This window comes from Bacillus sp. FSL K6-0042 (assembly GCF_038006685.1).
Lineage (GTDB): Bacteria > Bacillota > Bacilli > Bacillales > Bacillaceae_G > Bacillus_A > Bacillus_A pseudomycoides.
The window spans coordinates 4,814,294-4,829,565 of record NZ_JBBOVS010000001.1 but is presented as its reverse complement, the minus strand read 5'-3'; the positions used below and the strand labels follow the sequence as shown (position 1 = coordinate 4,829,565).

Annotated in this window: 12 protein-coding genes, 1 pseudogene and 1 riboswitch; of the genes and pseudogenes, 2 read left to right on the top strand and 11 right to left on the bottom strand. The window is 36.9% G+C overall.

The features are described from left to right. Positions 1-101 precede the first annotated feature (101 nt). From MHH45_RS24910 to MHH45_RS24890, 5 genes are all read right to left on the bottom strand, one after another. A complete protein-coding gene (locus MHH45_RS24910; protein ID WP_003199393.1) occupies positions 102-1,061 on the bottom strand; it encodes an ABC transporter permease in 960 nt (319 codons plus the stop codon). Then, the gene (locus tag MHH45_RS24905; RefSeq protein ID WP_016115925.1) at positions 1,062-2,120 is read right to left on the bottom strand and encodes an ABC transporter permease; all 1,059 of its coding nucleotides are present in this window, start codon (positions 2,118-2,120) and stop codon (positions 1,062-1,064) included. After that, complete coding sequence (locus MHH45_RS24900) at positions 2,113-3,645, bottom strand: ABC transporter ATP-binding protein (protein WP_016133218.1); 1,533 nt, start codon at positions 3,643-3,645, stop codon at positions 2,113-2,115. The genes MHH45_RS24905 and MHH45_RS24900 overlap by 8 nt, the downstream gene beginning before the upstream one ends. A gap of 105 nt (positions 3,646-3,750) precedes the next feature. Next, positions 3,751-4,827 carry a BMP family lipoprotein gene (locus MHH45_RS24895; protein WP_016133219.1) on the bottom strand — a complete coding sequence of 359 codons (1,077 nt, stop codon included), beginning with the start codon at positions 4,825-4,827 and terminating at the stop codon, positions 3,751-3,753. Positions 4,828-4,916: 89 nt separating this feature from the next. Next, complete coding sequence (locus MHH45_RS24890) at positions 4,917-5,642, bottom strand: GntR family transcriptional regulator (RefSeq protein ID WP_016115928.1); 726 nt, start codon at positions 5,640-5,642, stop codon at positions 4,917-4,919. A 232-nt stretch (positions 5,643-5,874) separates the two neighbouring features. Next, a riboswitch (purine riboswitch) is annotated at positions 5,875-5,976 on the bottom strand. Positions 5,977-6,450: 474 nt separating this feature from the next. Between MHH45_RS24890 and MHH45_RS24885 the strand changes: the two genes are divergently transcribed. Further along, entirely contained in the window at positions 6,451-6,957 is a 507-nt protein-coding gene (locus tag MHH45_RS24885; RefSeq protein WP_229161841.1) for a DUF3995 domain-containing protein, read from the top strand. A 325-nt stretch (positions 6,958-7,282) separates the two neighbouring features. Continuing rightward, positions 7,283-7,579: pseudogene (locus tag MHH45_RS24880) on the top strand (tyrosine-type recombinase/integrase); the annotation flags it as partial. 366 nt (positions 7,580-7,945) lie between these two features. Here the strand turns inward: MHH45_RS24880 and MHH45_RS24875 are convergent. The 6 genes from MHH45_RS24875 to MHH45_RS24850 all read right to left on the bottom strand — a co-directional run bounded on the left by MHH45_RS24875 (position 7,946) and on the right by MHH45_RS24850 (position 15,147). Continuing rightward, positions 7,946-8,380: a hypothetical protein gene (locus MHH45_RS24875; RefSeq protein WP_016133220.1), complete on the bottom strand. Its 435-nt coding sequence runs from the start codon at positions 8,378-8,380 to the stop codon at positions 7,946-7,948. 606 nt (positions 8,381-8,986) lie between these two features. Beyond that, complete coding sequence (locus MHH45_RS24870; protein WP_033671424.1) at positions 8,987-9,148, bottom strand: hypothetical protein; 162 nt, start codon at positions 9,146-9,148, stop codon at positions 8,987-8,989. 664 nt (positions 9,149-9,812) lie between these two features. Next, positions 9,813-12,212 (bottom strand): DNA translocase FtsK, encoded by a 2,400-nt coding sequence (locus MHH45_RS24865; RefSeq protein WP_033671425.1) that lies wholly within the window; start codon positions 12,210-12,212, stop codon positions 9,813-9,815. 213 nt (positions 12,213-12,425) lie between these two features. Then, a complete protein-coding gene (locus MHH45_RS24860; protein WP_016115933.1) occupies positions 12,426-12,629 on the bottom strand; it encodes a YlzJ-like family protein in 204 nt (67 codons plus the stop codon). Then, complete coding sequence (locus tag MHH45_RS24855) at positions 12,626-13,375, bottom strand: ClpP family protease (RefSeq protein WP_016115934.1); 750 nt, start codon at positions 13,373-13,375, stop codon at positions 12,626-12,628. Before MHH45_RS24855 ends, MHH45_RS24860 begins: the two co-directional genes overlap by 4 nt. A 101-nt stretch (positions 13,376-13,476) precedes the next feature. Beyond that, entirely contained in the window at positions 13,477-15,147 is a 1,671-nt protein-coding gene (locus MHH45_RS24850; protein WP_006095695.1) for a ribonuclease J, read from the bottom strand. Between the last annotated feature and the right edge of the window lie 125 nt (positions 15,148-15,272).

Below are 15,272 nucleotides of genomic sequence, written 5' to 3'. Positions count from 1 at the left end.
TTTCTTTTCAACATATTGATAAAATTCGTGTTATTTTTTCAAAGTAAACACTTTTTCAGTGCCTTCCTAATGTGCGAGCTTTTTCTATACTTTTTAAACGATTATCTTTTTCCTTTTTCATACGGTGTTCCAAGTGCTTTTGGAGCTTCTGAACGTCCTACAAAACCGACAAGTGCTAAAATCGTGAACACATATGGTAATATCGCTAAGAAAACACTCGGAATTTCTTTTAATACAGGGATTGTACCACCAGTTACCCCTAGTGATTGTGCAAATCCAAAGAATAAAGCAGCTCCTAGTGCACCAATTGGGTTCCATTTCCCAAAGATCATAGCAGCTAACGCTAAAAAACCTTGTCCCGTAATCGTTGCACCTGAGAAGTTGTTTGAGATTGACAGTGCAAAGGTTGCACCGCCTACTCCAGCAAACATCCCTGAAATACAAACAGCAATATAACGCATTTTATATACATTAATCCCCATTGTATCCGCAGCCATCGGATGTTCACCAACCGCACGAAGACGAAGACCAAACGGTGTTTTATAAATGATATACCAAACAACAAATGCTAAAATAATGGCAATATACGATGTTAATGGTACATTTGAGAAAAAGATTTTTCCAATAACCGGAATATCCGACAGTCCTGGAACATCAATTTTCTCAATACGGTAGTGAATAAAATCAGTTTGACCTTTACCAAAGATTTTCTTAATCGCAAAAACAGTTAAACCAAGAGATAAAAAGTTAATTGCTACTCCACTAACAACTTGATCCGCACGGAATGTAATCGATGCAACTGCATGAAGAAGTGCAAATAATCCGCTACCAATTGCTGCAAATATAAGTGCAATCCAAGGAGTCATAGCCCCCCAAGTATCCCCCATTAATAGCGTGGTAACAACACCAACAAATGCCCCAAATAACATTAATCCTTCCAATGCGATATTTACAACACCAGAACGCTCACTAAATACGCCACCTAACGCTGTAAAGATTAGAGGTGCTGCCGTGTATAACGTACCCGTCACAAGAATGGCTAAAACATCTAGAAAGCTCATTTATTTCCCCTCCTTGCTCATGCGCGTAAGTGCCCAGCGTAAAATATAACTACAAGCAACAAAGAAAATAATACATGCAATAATTACATTAATTAACTCAGATGGTACATCTGCTTCAAAGTTCATTTGCGGCGCTGCACTTTTTAAACCTCCAAATAATAACGCAGCAAGTATAATACCAAATGGATTATTCCCTCCAAGAAGTGCTACCGCAATCCCGTCAAATCCAATTCCGGTAAATGTAGCCATTGCCGTCATACTTTGGAATGTTCCAAGCCCTTCCATCGCGCCACCAATACCGGCAAATGCACCCGCAATTGTCATAGATAACACAACATTACGAGACACTTTCATACCCGCATATTGAGACGCTTGTTGGTTAAAACCAACTGATTTCAATTCATAACCTAAAGTTGTTCTATCTAATAAGAACCACATAAGAATCGTAACAAGAATTGCGACAACAATTCCCCAGTGAAGACGAGAGCCATCTGTTAAAGAAGCTAACCAATCTGAAGCTAATGACGCGCTCGGCTGAATATCATATGTTTTGTCATTGCCTTCATGTAAAAAACGTTTAATGATGTCATATGTAACATATAATGCAATGTAGTTCATCATAATCGTTACAATAACTTCATTAACCTTAAATTTCCCTTTCAAATATCCCGGAATAAATCCCCATAGTCCACCAACTATAGCTGCCACTAAAATAGACAATGGAATATGAAGAAAGGCAGGTAATGATACTGCATAACCAAACCAAACAGCCGCAAGCCAACCAACTAACAATTGCCCTTCTACTCCGATATTAAATAATCCCGTACGAAACGCAAAAGCTACCGATAACCCCGCAAGAATAAGCGGAATCATTGTACGAAACGTCTCTCCAATTGCACTGGGACTTCCGAACATCCCAGTCCAAAGTGCACTATATCCAACAATCGGATCATACCCACTAACTAACATAACAATGGCACCAACAAGCAACCCAAATATAACGGATAATACAGGAACTAAAATATTAATCGTTCGCTCCGTTAAAAACTTTTTAGCCATTTGTACTCACCTTCGCTTCCCCTGTTCCACCAGCCATTAAAAGACCTAATTGTTTTTCATTTGTTTCTTTTGCATTAACAATCGCGACAATTTTCCCTTCATAAATAACAGCAACGCGGTCACTCACATTTAAAATTTCATCGAGTTCTAAAGAAAGAAGAAGCACCGCTTTCCCCTTATCTCTCTGTTCAATTAATTTCTTATGAATAAATTCAATCGCACCTACATCTAAACCACGTGTCGGCTGCGCTGCAATTAATAAATCTGGATCACGATCTACTTCACGTGCAATAATTGCCTTTTGCTGGTTCCCGCCAGATAATGCACGAGCTACTGTTTGCTCGCTAGGTGTACGTACATCAAACTGCTCAATCAGCTCTTTTGCCTTTTTCGTTATTTTACTAAAATTTAAAATTCCTTTATTTGAAAATGGATTCTTATAATATGTTTGTAAAACAATATTATCTCTAACGGAAAAATCAAGAACGAGTCCATGTTTATGACGGTCTTCTGGAATATGACCGACTCCTTCTTCCGTAATTCGTCTAACAGGCCAGTTTGTGATTTCTTTCCCATTAATTGCAATAGAACCTGACTCAACTTTTCGTAAACCAGTAATTGCCTCTATTAATTCACTTTGTCCATTCCCATCAATCCCTGCAATACCGACGATTTCTCCTGCACGAACAGTTAAGTCAAGGCCTTTTACAGCAGGCAATTGGCGCACATCATGAACAACAAGGTTTGCAATAGAAAGTACATCTTCCTTAGGTCTGGCATCTATTTTTTCTGTTTTAAAATTCACTTGACGTCCGACCATTAGTTCTGCAAGTTTATGTTCATCTGTATTTGCAACGTCAACCGTTCCGATTCCTTTTCCTTTACGAATAATCGTACAACGATCACAAACTTCCATAATTTCTTTTAACTTATGTGTAATAAGAATAATAGATTTACCTTCTTGCACAAGCTTTTTCATAATTTGAATAAGCTCATGAATCTCTTGAGGAGTTAACACTGCCGTCGGTTCATCAAATATTAAAATTTCTGCCCCGCGATAGAGCGTTTTTAAAATCTCAACGCGTTGTTGCATACCAACTGAAATATCCTCGATTTTTGCATACGGATCCACCGCTAAACCGTATTGTTCAGACAACTGTTTAATTTCTTTCGCTGCTTCATCAATAGCAATCTTTCCTTTATTCTTTGGTTCATTTCCAAGAATAATATTCTCTGTAACTGTAAAATTATGAACGAGCATAAAATGTTGATGGACCATACCAATTCCATAGTCATTTGCGATGTTCGGATTTGTAATTTTCACAGGGTTTCCTTTAATTTTAATTTCTCCCTGCTCTGGCTGATACAAACCAAATAGTACATTCATTAACGTTGATTTCCCTGCACCATTTTCTCCGAGTAAAGCATGTATTTCTCCCTGTTTTACTTGCAGCGTAATATTATCGTTCGCTACAATGCCTGGGAATACTTTTGTAATATTATTCATCTCAATTACGTATTCCATTTTGTTCCTCCTTTTAGCAGGGAACAGTCCCCAATTACACTCTATTAAAAGTAATTTTATATATACAAAGGCTAGTTCTAAGAACTAACCTTTGCTATTTCTCTATTATTTCTTAAGAGCAGCTTCGTATTCTTTGTACTCTTTATCAGTAGCAGGTACTTTAATTTCACCAGCAGTAATTTTCTTTTCAAACTCTTCTACTTTTGGTAAAATTTCTGGATTTACTTTTTTCACATTATCAGTTGTTTTCGCAATGCCAACACCTTCATCTTTCAAACCAAACGCTTCTACTTTTCCGCCTTCTAACTTACCATCTTTTGCTTCTTGTGCTACTTTTTCAACCGCAACATCAACGCGTTTTACCATAGAAGTTAGCGTTACGTTTTCAGGCATACCTTCTTGATTTTGGTCACGGTCAACACCGATTACCCAAACATTTTCACCTTTCTTCTTACGGTTTTTCGCTTCAGTAAACACTCCGTTACCAGTACCACCAGCAGCATGATAAATTACGTCTACTCCTTGTCCGTACATTGCTGATGCAAGTGCAGCACCTTTTTCAGGTTTATCAAATGCTTCTGCATATTCAGATACAATCTCAATATTTGGGTTAACAGCTTTAGCACCAGCTTTAAATCCATTCTCAAACTTACTAATTAAATCACTCTTCATTCCACCAACAAACCCAACTTTATTTGTTTTTGTTGACATCGCTGCTACTGCACCTACAAGGAATGATCCTTCATGATCCTTAAATGTAATACTTGTTACGTTCGGTTGCTTTACTACAGTATCTACAATCGCAAACTGTTGCTTTGGATTTTCTTTCGCAACTTCTTCAATTGCTTTTTCTAATTTATAACCAATACCAAAAGATAAATCATATTTATCTTTTGCAAATTTCTTTAAGTTCGGAATATAATCTGCTTCTTTTTCAGACTGAAGGTAACGATAGTTCGTCTTCTCTTTTAGCCCATTATCTTTACCGAATTTTTGTAAACCTTCCCAAGAAGATTGGTTAAATGATTTATCATCAACGCCCCCAACGTCTGTAACCATACCTACTTTAATGCTCTTTCCATCTTTTTTATCTCCACTTGCTTTATCCGAGTTACCACATGCACCTAACACTGTACTCGCCGCTAACGTTAATGATAGTAAAAGACCTGTTTTTTTCTTCATACTAGAAACCCCTCCTAAATGATATATGTATCTATTAATATGCTAGTGTCCCCTTCTTCTTGCTGTCACCTCCCTAAAAAGGAACTTTATTACATGCGTTTTCTTAATACGTGGAAGCTAAATTTATCTGCTCTGAAATAATTAATAGAATATAAGATTGGTTCATCATTTTGATCATAGTGCATTTGCTTTAGAATCAGCAGCGCTGTTTCTGGTTCGCATTGTAAAATTGGTGATATTTTCGGATGATAACCAATTGGTTCAATATGAGCAACCGCGTATGTAATGCGTTTATGCGTGTTATTATGAATAACAGTAAGTAGCGATTCCTCATTATAATCAGACAAATCTGGTAATACTTCTTTTGCCAACTTGTCAATGCAATAGACAACAGGTTCCCCATCTGCTGTACGAACACGCTCAATCATCACAGCCTCAAAGCCTTCATCACTATTAAACTTTTCTTTTTCCTCTTCTGTTAGACTCGTAGTAGATGATGATAAAAAGATTGTTCCCGGTGTTTTCCCCACACTAGAAATCATATCTGTAATACTAGAAAGTTGTTCAATTCCAGAAGAAAACAACGGCTTTGCATTCACAAAAGTACCAACGCCATGTCTGCGAATAACAACATTATCCTCTTCTAAAATACGCAATGCTTCCCGTAAAGTCGCTCTACTTACGCCAAGTTCTTTTGCTAAATCAAACTCTGAAGGCAACTTTTGTTTTTCTTTATATGCCCCGCTTTTGATTTTCTCTTTAATATGATCGATCACCCGTAAATATAAGTGTCGACTATCGGATTTAACTGACATAAGACTCCCCCGCATTCCAATTATTCGACCTCTGATGTAAGACTTCTGTTCTCGATTTTCAACCAATACATGATATACCTTACATAACGATACGATACAATAACATTTGTCGAATAAGTGTTAATAATTTTTCAAAATGAAATTTTCTATCTTTATTTCATAAAAAAAACTTTGCACCCCAACATTCCTCATATAGAGAAAAAGTTAGATACAAAGATCCCTTACATCCTTTGTTACACACTTTTCCCCTCATAGTCTAGCAATTCATGGTTGCCAGGTAGAAACTTATGGACCTTATCTCCAAGATTATATGAGGCAGTGATTCTTTTCGAAGTAATCTTACCACTTGCTCCCATATGTGTCAACATAATTCAACACTTTTCTACAACTAATCTCGAACGTTTTTCAAAAATAACATTAAAATCATTCGCATTCTAAAGAATCACCCTAAGGTGTAAGCCCTTTCTTTCTTGATGACTATAGTATATAACAAAAGAACCATATAAAAAATCCCAATTGTATATGTAATACTGAATTAATTATTATTAGAAAATAAACATATTAAACTAGAATTTTTTAATATAGTTTATAATTCTAATATGTATTAAAAAAAGGATATTAGCTCATATATTGAACTAATTATCCTCTAATAATCATAGTACAGTTAACATTTACAATAAAGTTATTTAAAAAAGCCCATTCAGTTCTTCAACAATCGGGCCAGATTGTAAAGTAAAGAATTATTAGAAAGTAAATCCAACCTTTACTTTTAATTTTGCTGCATATAATGATGGTGGGGTGAAAGGAATTGAAGATTAGTCAAATGAAATGGGCTGGTTATGCCGTATGTATCTGGTCGCTCTTGTATATTCCGATTCACGTTTATTGGGCATTTGGAGGAATGGCATGGATGCCTGGGGTTTGGAAAGATGAGGCGATGTGGGAAGCAGTAAACTGGGGAGCATCTGTAGTGTTGTTAGCAGCAGCAATATTTGCACTATTACTAGTTCATCCTTGGGGACAAAAGATCCCAAGATATTTAATGCTTGCTATGGGCTGGTTTGCTTGCATATTGCCAATCACGCATGCTGTCTATGGATATATTACTAAGGGGCTTTTTCTAGCTGGTGTTATTCCTTTAGAATTTTTCGATTTTTCTGCATGGGCAACAATAGACGTCGATTATATGATTCTAATAGACCTGTTGCTTTTCGAACCTTGGTTCTTAGTCGCAGGGATCTTATTCGGATTGGCTACTTTGCACTATCAGAGTGATATAAGGGGAGTAATGGATCAACAATGTAATATTAAATAAGGTTTGAGCAATAAATAATGTGAAAAACCTGAAAAGTTACTGTAATTAATAATAATTGTGGATAAAATTTCAGATGTCTTATCCAATTAAAGGGCGCTATTCTTTTATAGAGAAAGCGTCTTTTTCTTGTATTTCAAGTGTTCTCATAGTTAAGTAATTTTTTGTTTTATACGATTGTTGAATAACTAGCGTATAAAAGAGACTCTTCTTGAACATAATGGAATCTAGATTAATTGATTTATAGAATGGGAGCGTGAAGAATAATGTTATTATCTGAGGCCTGGGAGAAGTATCAATTAGATAAAAAAATTGAGGGATATTCACCTTAGATGAAAGAGATGATGGGGAGCCTTGTTTGTTTATTACGGAAAGAAGGCCAAAAAGACGTATGAGTATTGATAACCTAAGATTTATTATCAAACGTATATCGAATCGTGCCGGGATTAAAAAGAGTATTCATCCTCATCAATTACGTCATAGCTATGCTACACATATGATTAACAACGGTGCGCCACTTGAAGTAATACAAAGCTTACTTGGTCATGAGAAGAGTGAAACCACGAGAATATATGCTCAGCTGAGCGGAAAGTTGAGACGCGATTTGTATAGTAAATATTTTTGAAAGCTACTGAAATTAATCTTTAATCAAAATCGAGGCGTGCATATATAAAGACGTATCTTTTTGAATTGGGCCATATTCTGGAATAACGGGTAACCCCAAGATACCTGTAACTTTTACATTTAAACTTGAGCGGAAATAATAACATCCTTTTTGGTTAAGCCTTAGAGGACATTAGAATCTTTAATTCCTGGTGTTAATGTCCTCTATCTTGATAACGCTCATTTAGGTCTGCACGACATTCTGTTCAGGTCCCAGTTGATTCGGGTTTTGAGAAAAACGGTAGTATGTAACTCGTTTTTTGTTATTAGCTTGATGGGCATGGGGTTTACCCTCTTACAGAGTTAGAAGACAACTCGGACATCTCTGTTACTGTGGTTGCTGACCATCGTACTGCTTTTTCTTCACTCTTGTGCCCAGTATGATGAGGGCAACATAGATTACGATGGCAATCGAATCTATAAGCGTATCCGTAAGCCCCGATACGTCAAGCAATGCCGTTACACCAAGAATAACCATTAGTCGGACGATCAGGATCGCCGCAATCAACCATGCGGCAAACCGGATCTTTGATCGCTCGGTTTGGAATGACATGAAAATGAAAGCGATGCCGAAGACCAGATTTTCCGCCGTGATGATGTGCCAGACATACGTGAATACTGTCCGGGTACCCACGGATATCGCCTCAATGTTGAGCGTCGGTAGCACAGCGGATTGCCCGTTCCATGCGTGCGTGACGGCAAACAGCATCGCAAGGATGCCTGCAATCAGATAATAAAAATTCCTAACCTTGATGTTCACCACAACCTTCCTTGGAAATTCCCGGTTTCTTCTTTCTCTTTTTTGTTTACTTCTTTATTATTTTTAATTTATTTCCTTAAATTGATTTTATTCACTTTAATGCAGAAAGAACGTTACTTTAAATAAAGTGGCTCATTTCCGTGACCTTGTCATTTTATGCTACAAACGGGCGCGATTGTGAAACAACATAGGTGTAGAAAGGATCAAACTTTTTTCAAAATGGATTCTTTTTATTTATCGTAAAACTTGGGATTGCGAGGTATTTTTGATCAAATTTTATTTCAAAGCTACAAATTGAGTAAGCAAAAAATCCCGCTTTCAAGCGAATCTTTGTGTCAATTGATGGTCTATTATGTTGTGATTTGTGTTGTCAAAAGTTGTGTGATGTCTAATTTTGTACTCCAAAAGAGAACCCGTTATGTAAAACATCGGCTTTTTATTTGACTAAAAATCAACAATGAAATTTAACAGAGCCGAAAACAAAAAGAGCCACTTTCTGTTAGAGAGTGGCTTTGTATGAGTACGATTACTACATGTTACAGGGCTAGTATGTAAGTAATTACTTAAATGCATATTGCCTTATTTACTGGAAGAAGAACCCCTGTTCTATTATTTTCCAATCAGTCTCGTTAAAGCCATCCCAAGAAATCCAACACCCATTCCTATCAGCCATCCAATTTGGGAACTTCCTAACAAAGATCCCACTCCTCCACCAAGAAACATGCAGCCAACAAATACTAATACTCCAACGCCCCATTTCTGCCGATCCATAATTCAATCACACCCTTTCAATAAAACATATGCTATTAGCTAACTAACCTTTCTTGAATATGATATGTTAATTATTTTGCTAGAGGTGGTATAGTTGTTTGGCTTAGGATCAGCAATGCTCAGGGAATTCAAAAGATGGAGATTGACGGCTTTGAAGGGATTGTAGGAGGTGAATTTAACTCTTAAGTATCATAACTTAAGAGTTGTGGAACAAATTCTTCTTCAACTAACCAGCTAATAGAAGCTTGGTGATGTTCCACAATCGGGCGTGATTATTGAATAACTCTTAGATTTAAACAACTTTATTGTTATATTTTTAAGTATAGTGAAGTAATCTACATCAAAAATTAAACAATTTTATTTTAACCCCATCCTAAAATCAGCATGGGGTTATGCGTGTTTGAGGTTTTAAAATTAAAGAACTTTATTACTTCTACACATTTACAAAAACACCTTTTCAGTCTACAACTATTTTTTAACAGTTTAATACTTTTTTCTATAGTCTAAAACATTTTTTAATGAGACAGTCGTGATAAAAAGAGTGGGAAACCCACTCCTTTTCTTTTTCCTTATAATTGTTAAACAACATGTCTTTATTGTGAGATTAAGCCTCAAACTTCACCTAACGTGTCTTTCAGTAAAAGTAAACAATTGGGCTTTTTTATTAAGAACTTTTTTCTTGTATATCTTTAATCAAAACTTCTCTCGGCTTACTACCTTCATAAGGTCCAACTACACCATTCATCTCCATCGCATCAATTAAACGCGCCGCACGTGTATATCCCACTCGGAATCTACGTTGTAACATAGAAACAGAAGCCGTTTGCATTTCTACAACAAGCTGAACCGCTTCATCATATAATTCATCTTCTACTTCTTGTCTTGTTTCTGGTACATCCTGTGGAATCATGTCCTCTTGATATTGCGCTTTTTGTTGTCCAATAACATATTCCACAACTCTTTCCACTTCATCATCTGATAAAAATGCACCTTGTACACGAACTGGTTTCGATGCTCCAATTGGTATGAACAGCATATCCCCTCGTCCTAATAATTTTTCAGCGCCTCCGCCATCAAGAATCGTTCGAGAGTCAGTTTGTGAAGACACAGCAAACGCAATACGTGATGGAATATTTGCTTTGATAACACCTGTAATAACATCAACAGATGGGCGCTGCGTCGCGATAATTAAATGAATACCAGCAGCACGTGCCATCTGTGCTAGGCGCATAATTGCATCTTCTACATCTGAAGAAGCAATCATCATTAAATCGGCCAACTCGTCCACGATAACAACAATGTATGGAAGCTCAGGCTGTTTTGCTTCTGATTGTTCATTATGATGTCTAATGTATTCATTATATCCTTCAATGTTACGCGTTCCACTATGAGCAAATAATTCATAGCGACGCTCCATCTCACTCACAACTTTTTTCAAAGCTTGTGATGCTTTTTTCGGATCCGTTACAACAGGTGTTAATAAGTGCGGAACACCATTATATACGTTCAACTCTACCATTTTCGGATCAATCATCATTAATTTGACTTCATGTGGTTTGGCACGCATTAAAATACTAACAATAATACCATTAATACATACACTCTTTCCACTACCAGTCGCTCCAGCTACTAATAGATGGGGCATCTTATTTAGACGTGCTAATACTGCTTCACCAGTAATATCACGCCCAAGACCAATTAATAACTTTTCTTCCGGATGATTATTCGCTTTCGAATCAAGTACTTCTCTAAGCGTTACCATAGAAACCTCTGAATTTGGAACTTCAATCCCTACCGCGGATTTCCCAGGAATAGGGGCCTCAATACGAATATCTTTCGCAGCTAATGCGAGTGCTAAATCATCACTCAAACTAACAATTTTACTTACCTTTACTCCCATATCAGGATACACTTCATATTTCGTAACTGCAGGTCCTTTATGCACTTTCGTTACTTTTGCCTTTACACCAAAACTTTGAAAAGTACGTTCCAACTTACGAGCATTTTCATAAATTTTCTCATTTTCATTTGTAACCTGTTTATTTTTTGGGAACTTCAATATATCGATAGAAGGAAGCTTGTAATCTTTGTTTTCCACATTTGAAAATTGCATTGGAGGAGCTTTTGTTTCTCCTTCCAGAGATTCAACAATTTTTTCTCCTCGTTTCTTTTGTGTTCGTTCTTTTGATGCAGATGGAATCTCTTCCTCTGCCATAGAAGGCGGCGCAATCAACTCATTTGCAATCTCATCTTCACTTTCCTTATCTTTTTCTTCACTAACTGGATAGTTCTCTGTAAAATTCGAAATAATTGGCGGTCCAATTTCTATCTCTTCTAACGGCTCAGTAATTTCTTCTTCGCTATCAAAACGTTCACTACGCGTACGCCTTGTCGTTTTTTTCTTTTCTGTTTGTTCAGCAGTACGTTTCGATCTCCAATCCTTGTAATCCCCTTGCATCCCCTGAAATTGACTTCTGAGTATTCGTCCAACCGGGGCTAACACTTCCCCAATGTGTTTGTTTGTAATGCAAAGTATACCAAGAATAACAAGAATGATACCTATAATGTAGGCTCCTGCTTCATCAAACAAAAAGTAGCATGTAGCAAACATAAGGGCACCAACCATCCCCCCGCCTAAGTGAACGGACTTTACTACACCTTTCTTCATCTCATAAAAAAATAAATCTTTTGTACTGACAATCACAGATGTATTTTCTACGGTTCCTTCTTTTGAAAGCAAATTAAATAATGTAATATGACTAAACATTACTATTGCTAATACAATTAAATAGACACCGATTAACCGTTTATTTAAAAGGTTTGGCCATGCGCGCTTTATAACAAATGCAATCGACAATGCAATCACACCAAGCACACCAATTATGTACCATTCACCAAAGAAAAAGCGAAAGAAGAAAACAAACGATTTCCCTACAATACCTAGCTGTAAAATTGTAATGATTGAAAGTGCAAAAAGAGTCAATCCGACGATTTCGTAATACAAAGTTGGCTTTATCGTACGTCTTGCTTTTGATTTCGTCCCTCTTTGCTTTTGTTTTGCCATTTCTTCACCCCAAGTCCAAAAATTAAGTAAGACTTTCATTCATTGAAAGTATTCTCTACATGTTGTTCGTCACATCTTCTAGATCTGTTCATTTGACATTTTACACTTCTTGTAAAATGTCAAATAAACAGAAGAAAGCAGCCTAATCATGGCTGCTCAACCGTCTTGTTTTTTATATTATACCATAGCTTCTACACAAAATCCTGCTTTTTGCTAAAAGGTTATTTTCTGGCCTGGTTCATACTGTAAGTAGTGGGATGGATTTGTACTTAGCACACGAACAACGGAATAATATTGACTACTCTCTTCAGATACAATCATCTCTACTCCATTTACATTCACTATTTTTTGTTGTTCATACTGTGAATAATCAGCCTGATAAACAAGTTGCTCCGGCATAATTGTATACAAAATCATTGCAGCAACTTCCCGTCTTGATTTCCATCTGTTCGCATGTCTATTAATTCATTCAACTTTCGAATCGCATCCCCGATACCACCGACATCATCTATAAGGCCATACTTTACTGCATCTATTCCAATTACATTTGTTCCAATATCTCGTGTTAAATTTCCCTTCGCAAACATAAGCTCTTTAAAACGATCTTCCGTCACTTTTGAGTGTTTTGTTACAAATCGAATTACACGTTCTTGCATTTTATCCAAATACTCAAATGTTTGCGGCACACCAATAACAAGACCCGTCAGACGAACTGGATGAATCGTCATCGTTGCAGTTTCAGCAATAAGCGAATAATCTGTTGACACTGCAATTGGCACACCTATCGAGTGCCCTCCACCTAAAACCAAAGATACAGTTGGCTTCGATAATGAAGCTACCATTTCAGAGATTGCCAATCCAGCTTCAACATCACCACCAACAGTATTTAGCAATAAAAGTAACCCTTCAATTTTTGGATTTTGCTCAATTGCCACAATTTGTGGAATTACATGTTCATATTTCGTCGTTTTATTTTGTGGTGGAAGCTGCACATGTCCTTCTACTTGTCCAACAATCGTTAAGCAGTGAATACGTGATTCATTCATTTGCGGAACATTCGTTTGGCCAAGTTGTTGAATTTTTTCTATTACTGACGCCTCTTTTGAATCCTCTTTCGGTTCTGCTTCTTTTTCCTCATTTGTTAAACTATCACGTTCTGTCATGTCGCATCCCCTTTCACTCTTATACAACTATTATTTCTTAAGTTGTAAATTTCATGCGATAGGGATAAAAAAGAAAAAAACACCGATAAAGGTGGTTTTTCTTATACTTCCATGATAATTGGTAAAATCATCGGTTTTCTCTTCGTTTCCTCATACAGAAACTGTCCTAATAATTCACGAATATTTTGTTTTAGCATGGACCATTCAATAGAATACTCTTTAATGGACTGTTCAACAATTGTACGTACAATATCTGTAGACCTTTCGATTAACGCTTCCGATTCACGAACATACACAAAACCACGCGAAATAATTTCTGGTCCAGATATGATCTTTTTCTCATCTTTTCCAAGCGTTACAACAACGACTAAAATTCCGTCTTGTGATAACATCTTACGATCACGCAAGACAATATTTCCGACATCACCTACACCTAATCCATCAATAAGAACATTACCCGCTTGTACCTTACCAGCTTGCTTTGCCTCTTCGCCCTCAAAAGCAATTACATCGCCCTTTTCTACAATAAAAATGTTTTCTTTCAAGACACCAACATCTTCCGCCAAATACGCATGTGCTTTTTGCATACGAAATTCGCCGTGTACGGGTATAAAATATTTCGGTTTCATTAAATTCAGCATCAATTTCAATTCTTCTTGACTACCATGACCCGAAACATGAACTTTTCTTTCTCCATAATAAACAACTTCTGCACCAGCTCTAAATAATAAATCAATAATTTTAGATACTGATATTTCATTTCCCGGAATTGGAGAAGCTGCAATGATAACTGTGTCTCCTTTACGGATTGAAATTTGTTTATGAGCTTGCTTTGCCATTCTTGAAAGAGCTGCCATTGGTTCCCCTTGACTACCAGTTGTTAAAATCGCTACCTTCTTCTCCGGGAAATTATCTACCTCTTGCAATGAAATAACCATACCATCTGGAACGTCTAAATATCCAAGACGCCTTGCAATATCTACCACTTTTACCATACTACGACCTACAACGGCCACTTTACGGCCTGTTTCAGCAGCTGCATCAAATACTTGTTGAATACGATGTACATTAGATGCGAAAGAAGCAACAATGATACGTCCTTCTGCATTGTAAAATACTTTTGAAATTTCTATACCAACTTCTTTTTCAGACCCCGTGTAACCAGGACGTTCAGCATTTGTACTATCTGATAACAGACAAAGAACGCCTTCATTTCCAATTTGCGCCATCTTTCCAAGATCTGCCCCGCTGTTGCCAATTGGTGTTTGGTCAAATTTAAAATCTCCTGTATATACAATGGCTCCTTGTGATGTATGGAAGCACACACCAACAGAATCTGGGATACTGTGTGTTGTTCCAAAGAATGAAACCGTTGTCGTATTAAATTCTACAGCCGAATTCGAATCAATTGTTTTTAAGTCTACACGGCCTAGCATTCCCGCTTCACCGAGTTTTTCTTGTATAAGACCTACCGTTAACTTCGTTGCATACACCGGGATGGAAAGTTTGCGCAGCACATAAACAATTCCACCAATATGATCTTCATGACCATGTGTAATAAATAAACCTTTTACTCGCTCTTGATTTTCTACTAAATATGTAATGTCAGGGATAACAATATCAATTCCAAACATTTCGTCTCCCGGGAACATCAATCCTGCATCCACAATAAAAATTTCGGAATCAATTTCCACACAATACATATTTTTCCCGATTTCACCTACTCCACCAAGAGCAAATACTTTTACAGAATCAATCTCTTTTCTCTTCATGTTGTTGCCTGGTTTAAAAATCTTACAAACACTGATTTCACTAAAATCGTAGAGACACCAGGGAAGCTCTACAACCACCATATATTCACCGTCCAAGACGAATGTCCTTACCGTTATGCGATATC

Bases quoted from the DNA above. Each gene is read 5' to 3' on its own strand.
- MHH45_RS24910 (WP_003199393.1), bottom strand. From the start codon at position 1,061: ATGAGCTTTCTAGATGTTTTAGCCATTCTTGTGACGGGTACGTTATAC.
- MHH45_RS24905 (WP_016115925.1), bottom strand. From the start codon at position 2,120: ATGGCTAAAAAGTTTTTAACGGAGCGAACGATTAATATTTTAGTTCCT.
- MHH45_RS24900 (WP_016133218.1), bottom strand. From the start codon at position 3,645: ATGGAATACGTAATTGAGATGAATAATATTACAAAAGTATTCCCAGGC.
- MHH45_RS24895 (WP_016133219.1), bottom strand. From the start codon at position 4,827: ATGAAGAAAAAAACAGGTCTTTTACTATCATTAACGTTAGCGGCGAGT.
- MHH45_RS24890 (WP_016115928.1), bottom strand. From the start codon at position 5,642: ATGTCAGTTAAATCCGATAGTCGACACTTATATTTACGGGTGATCGAT.
- MHH45_RS24870 (WP_033671424.1), bottom strand. From the start codon at position 9,148: ATGGATCGGCAGAAATGGGGCGTTGGAGTATTAGTATTTGTTGGCTGC.
- MHH45_RS24865 (WP_033671425.1), bottom strand. From the start codon at position 12,212: ATGGCAAAACAAAAGCAAAGAGGGACGAAATCAAAAGCAAGACGTACG.
- MHH45_RS24860 (WP_016115933.1), bottom strand. From the start codon at position 12,629: ATGATTTTGTATACAATTATGCCGGAGCAACTTGTTTATCAGGCTGAT.
- MHH45_RS24855 (WP_016115934.1), bottom strand. From the start codon at position 13,375: ATGACAGAACGTGATAGTTTAACAAATGAGGAAAAAGAAGCAGAACCG.
- MHH45_RS24850 (WP_006095695.1), bottom strand. From the start codon at position 15,147: ATGAAGAGAAAAGAGATTGATTCTGTAAAAGTATTTGCTCTTGGTGGA.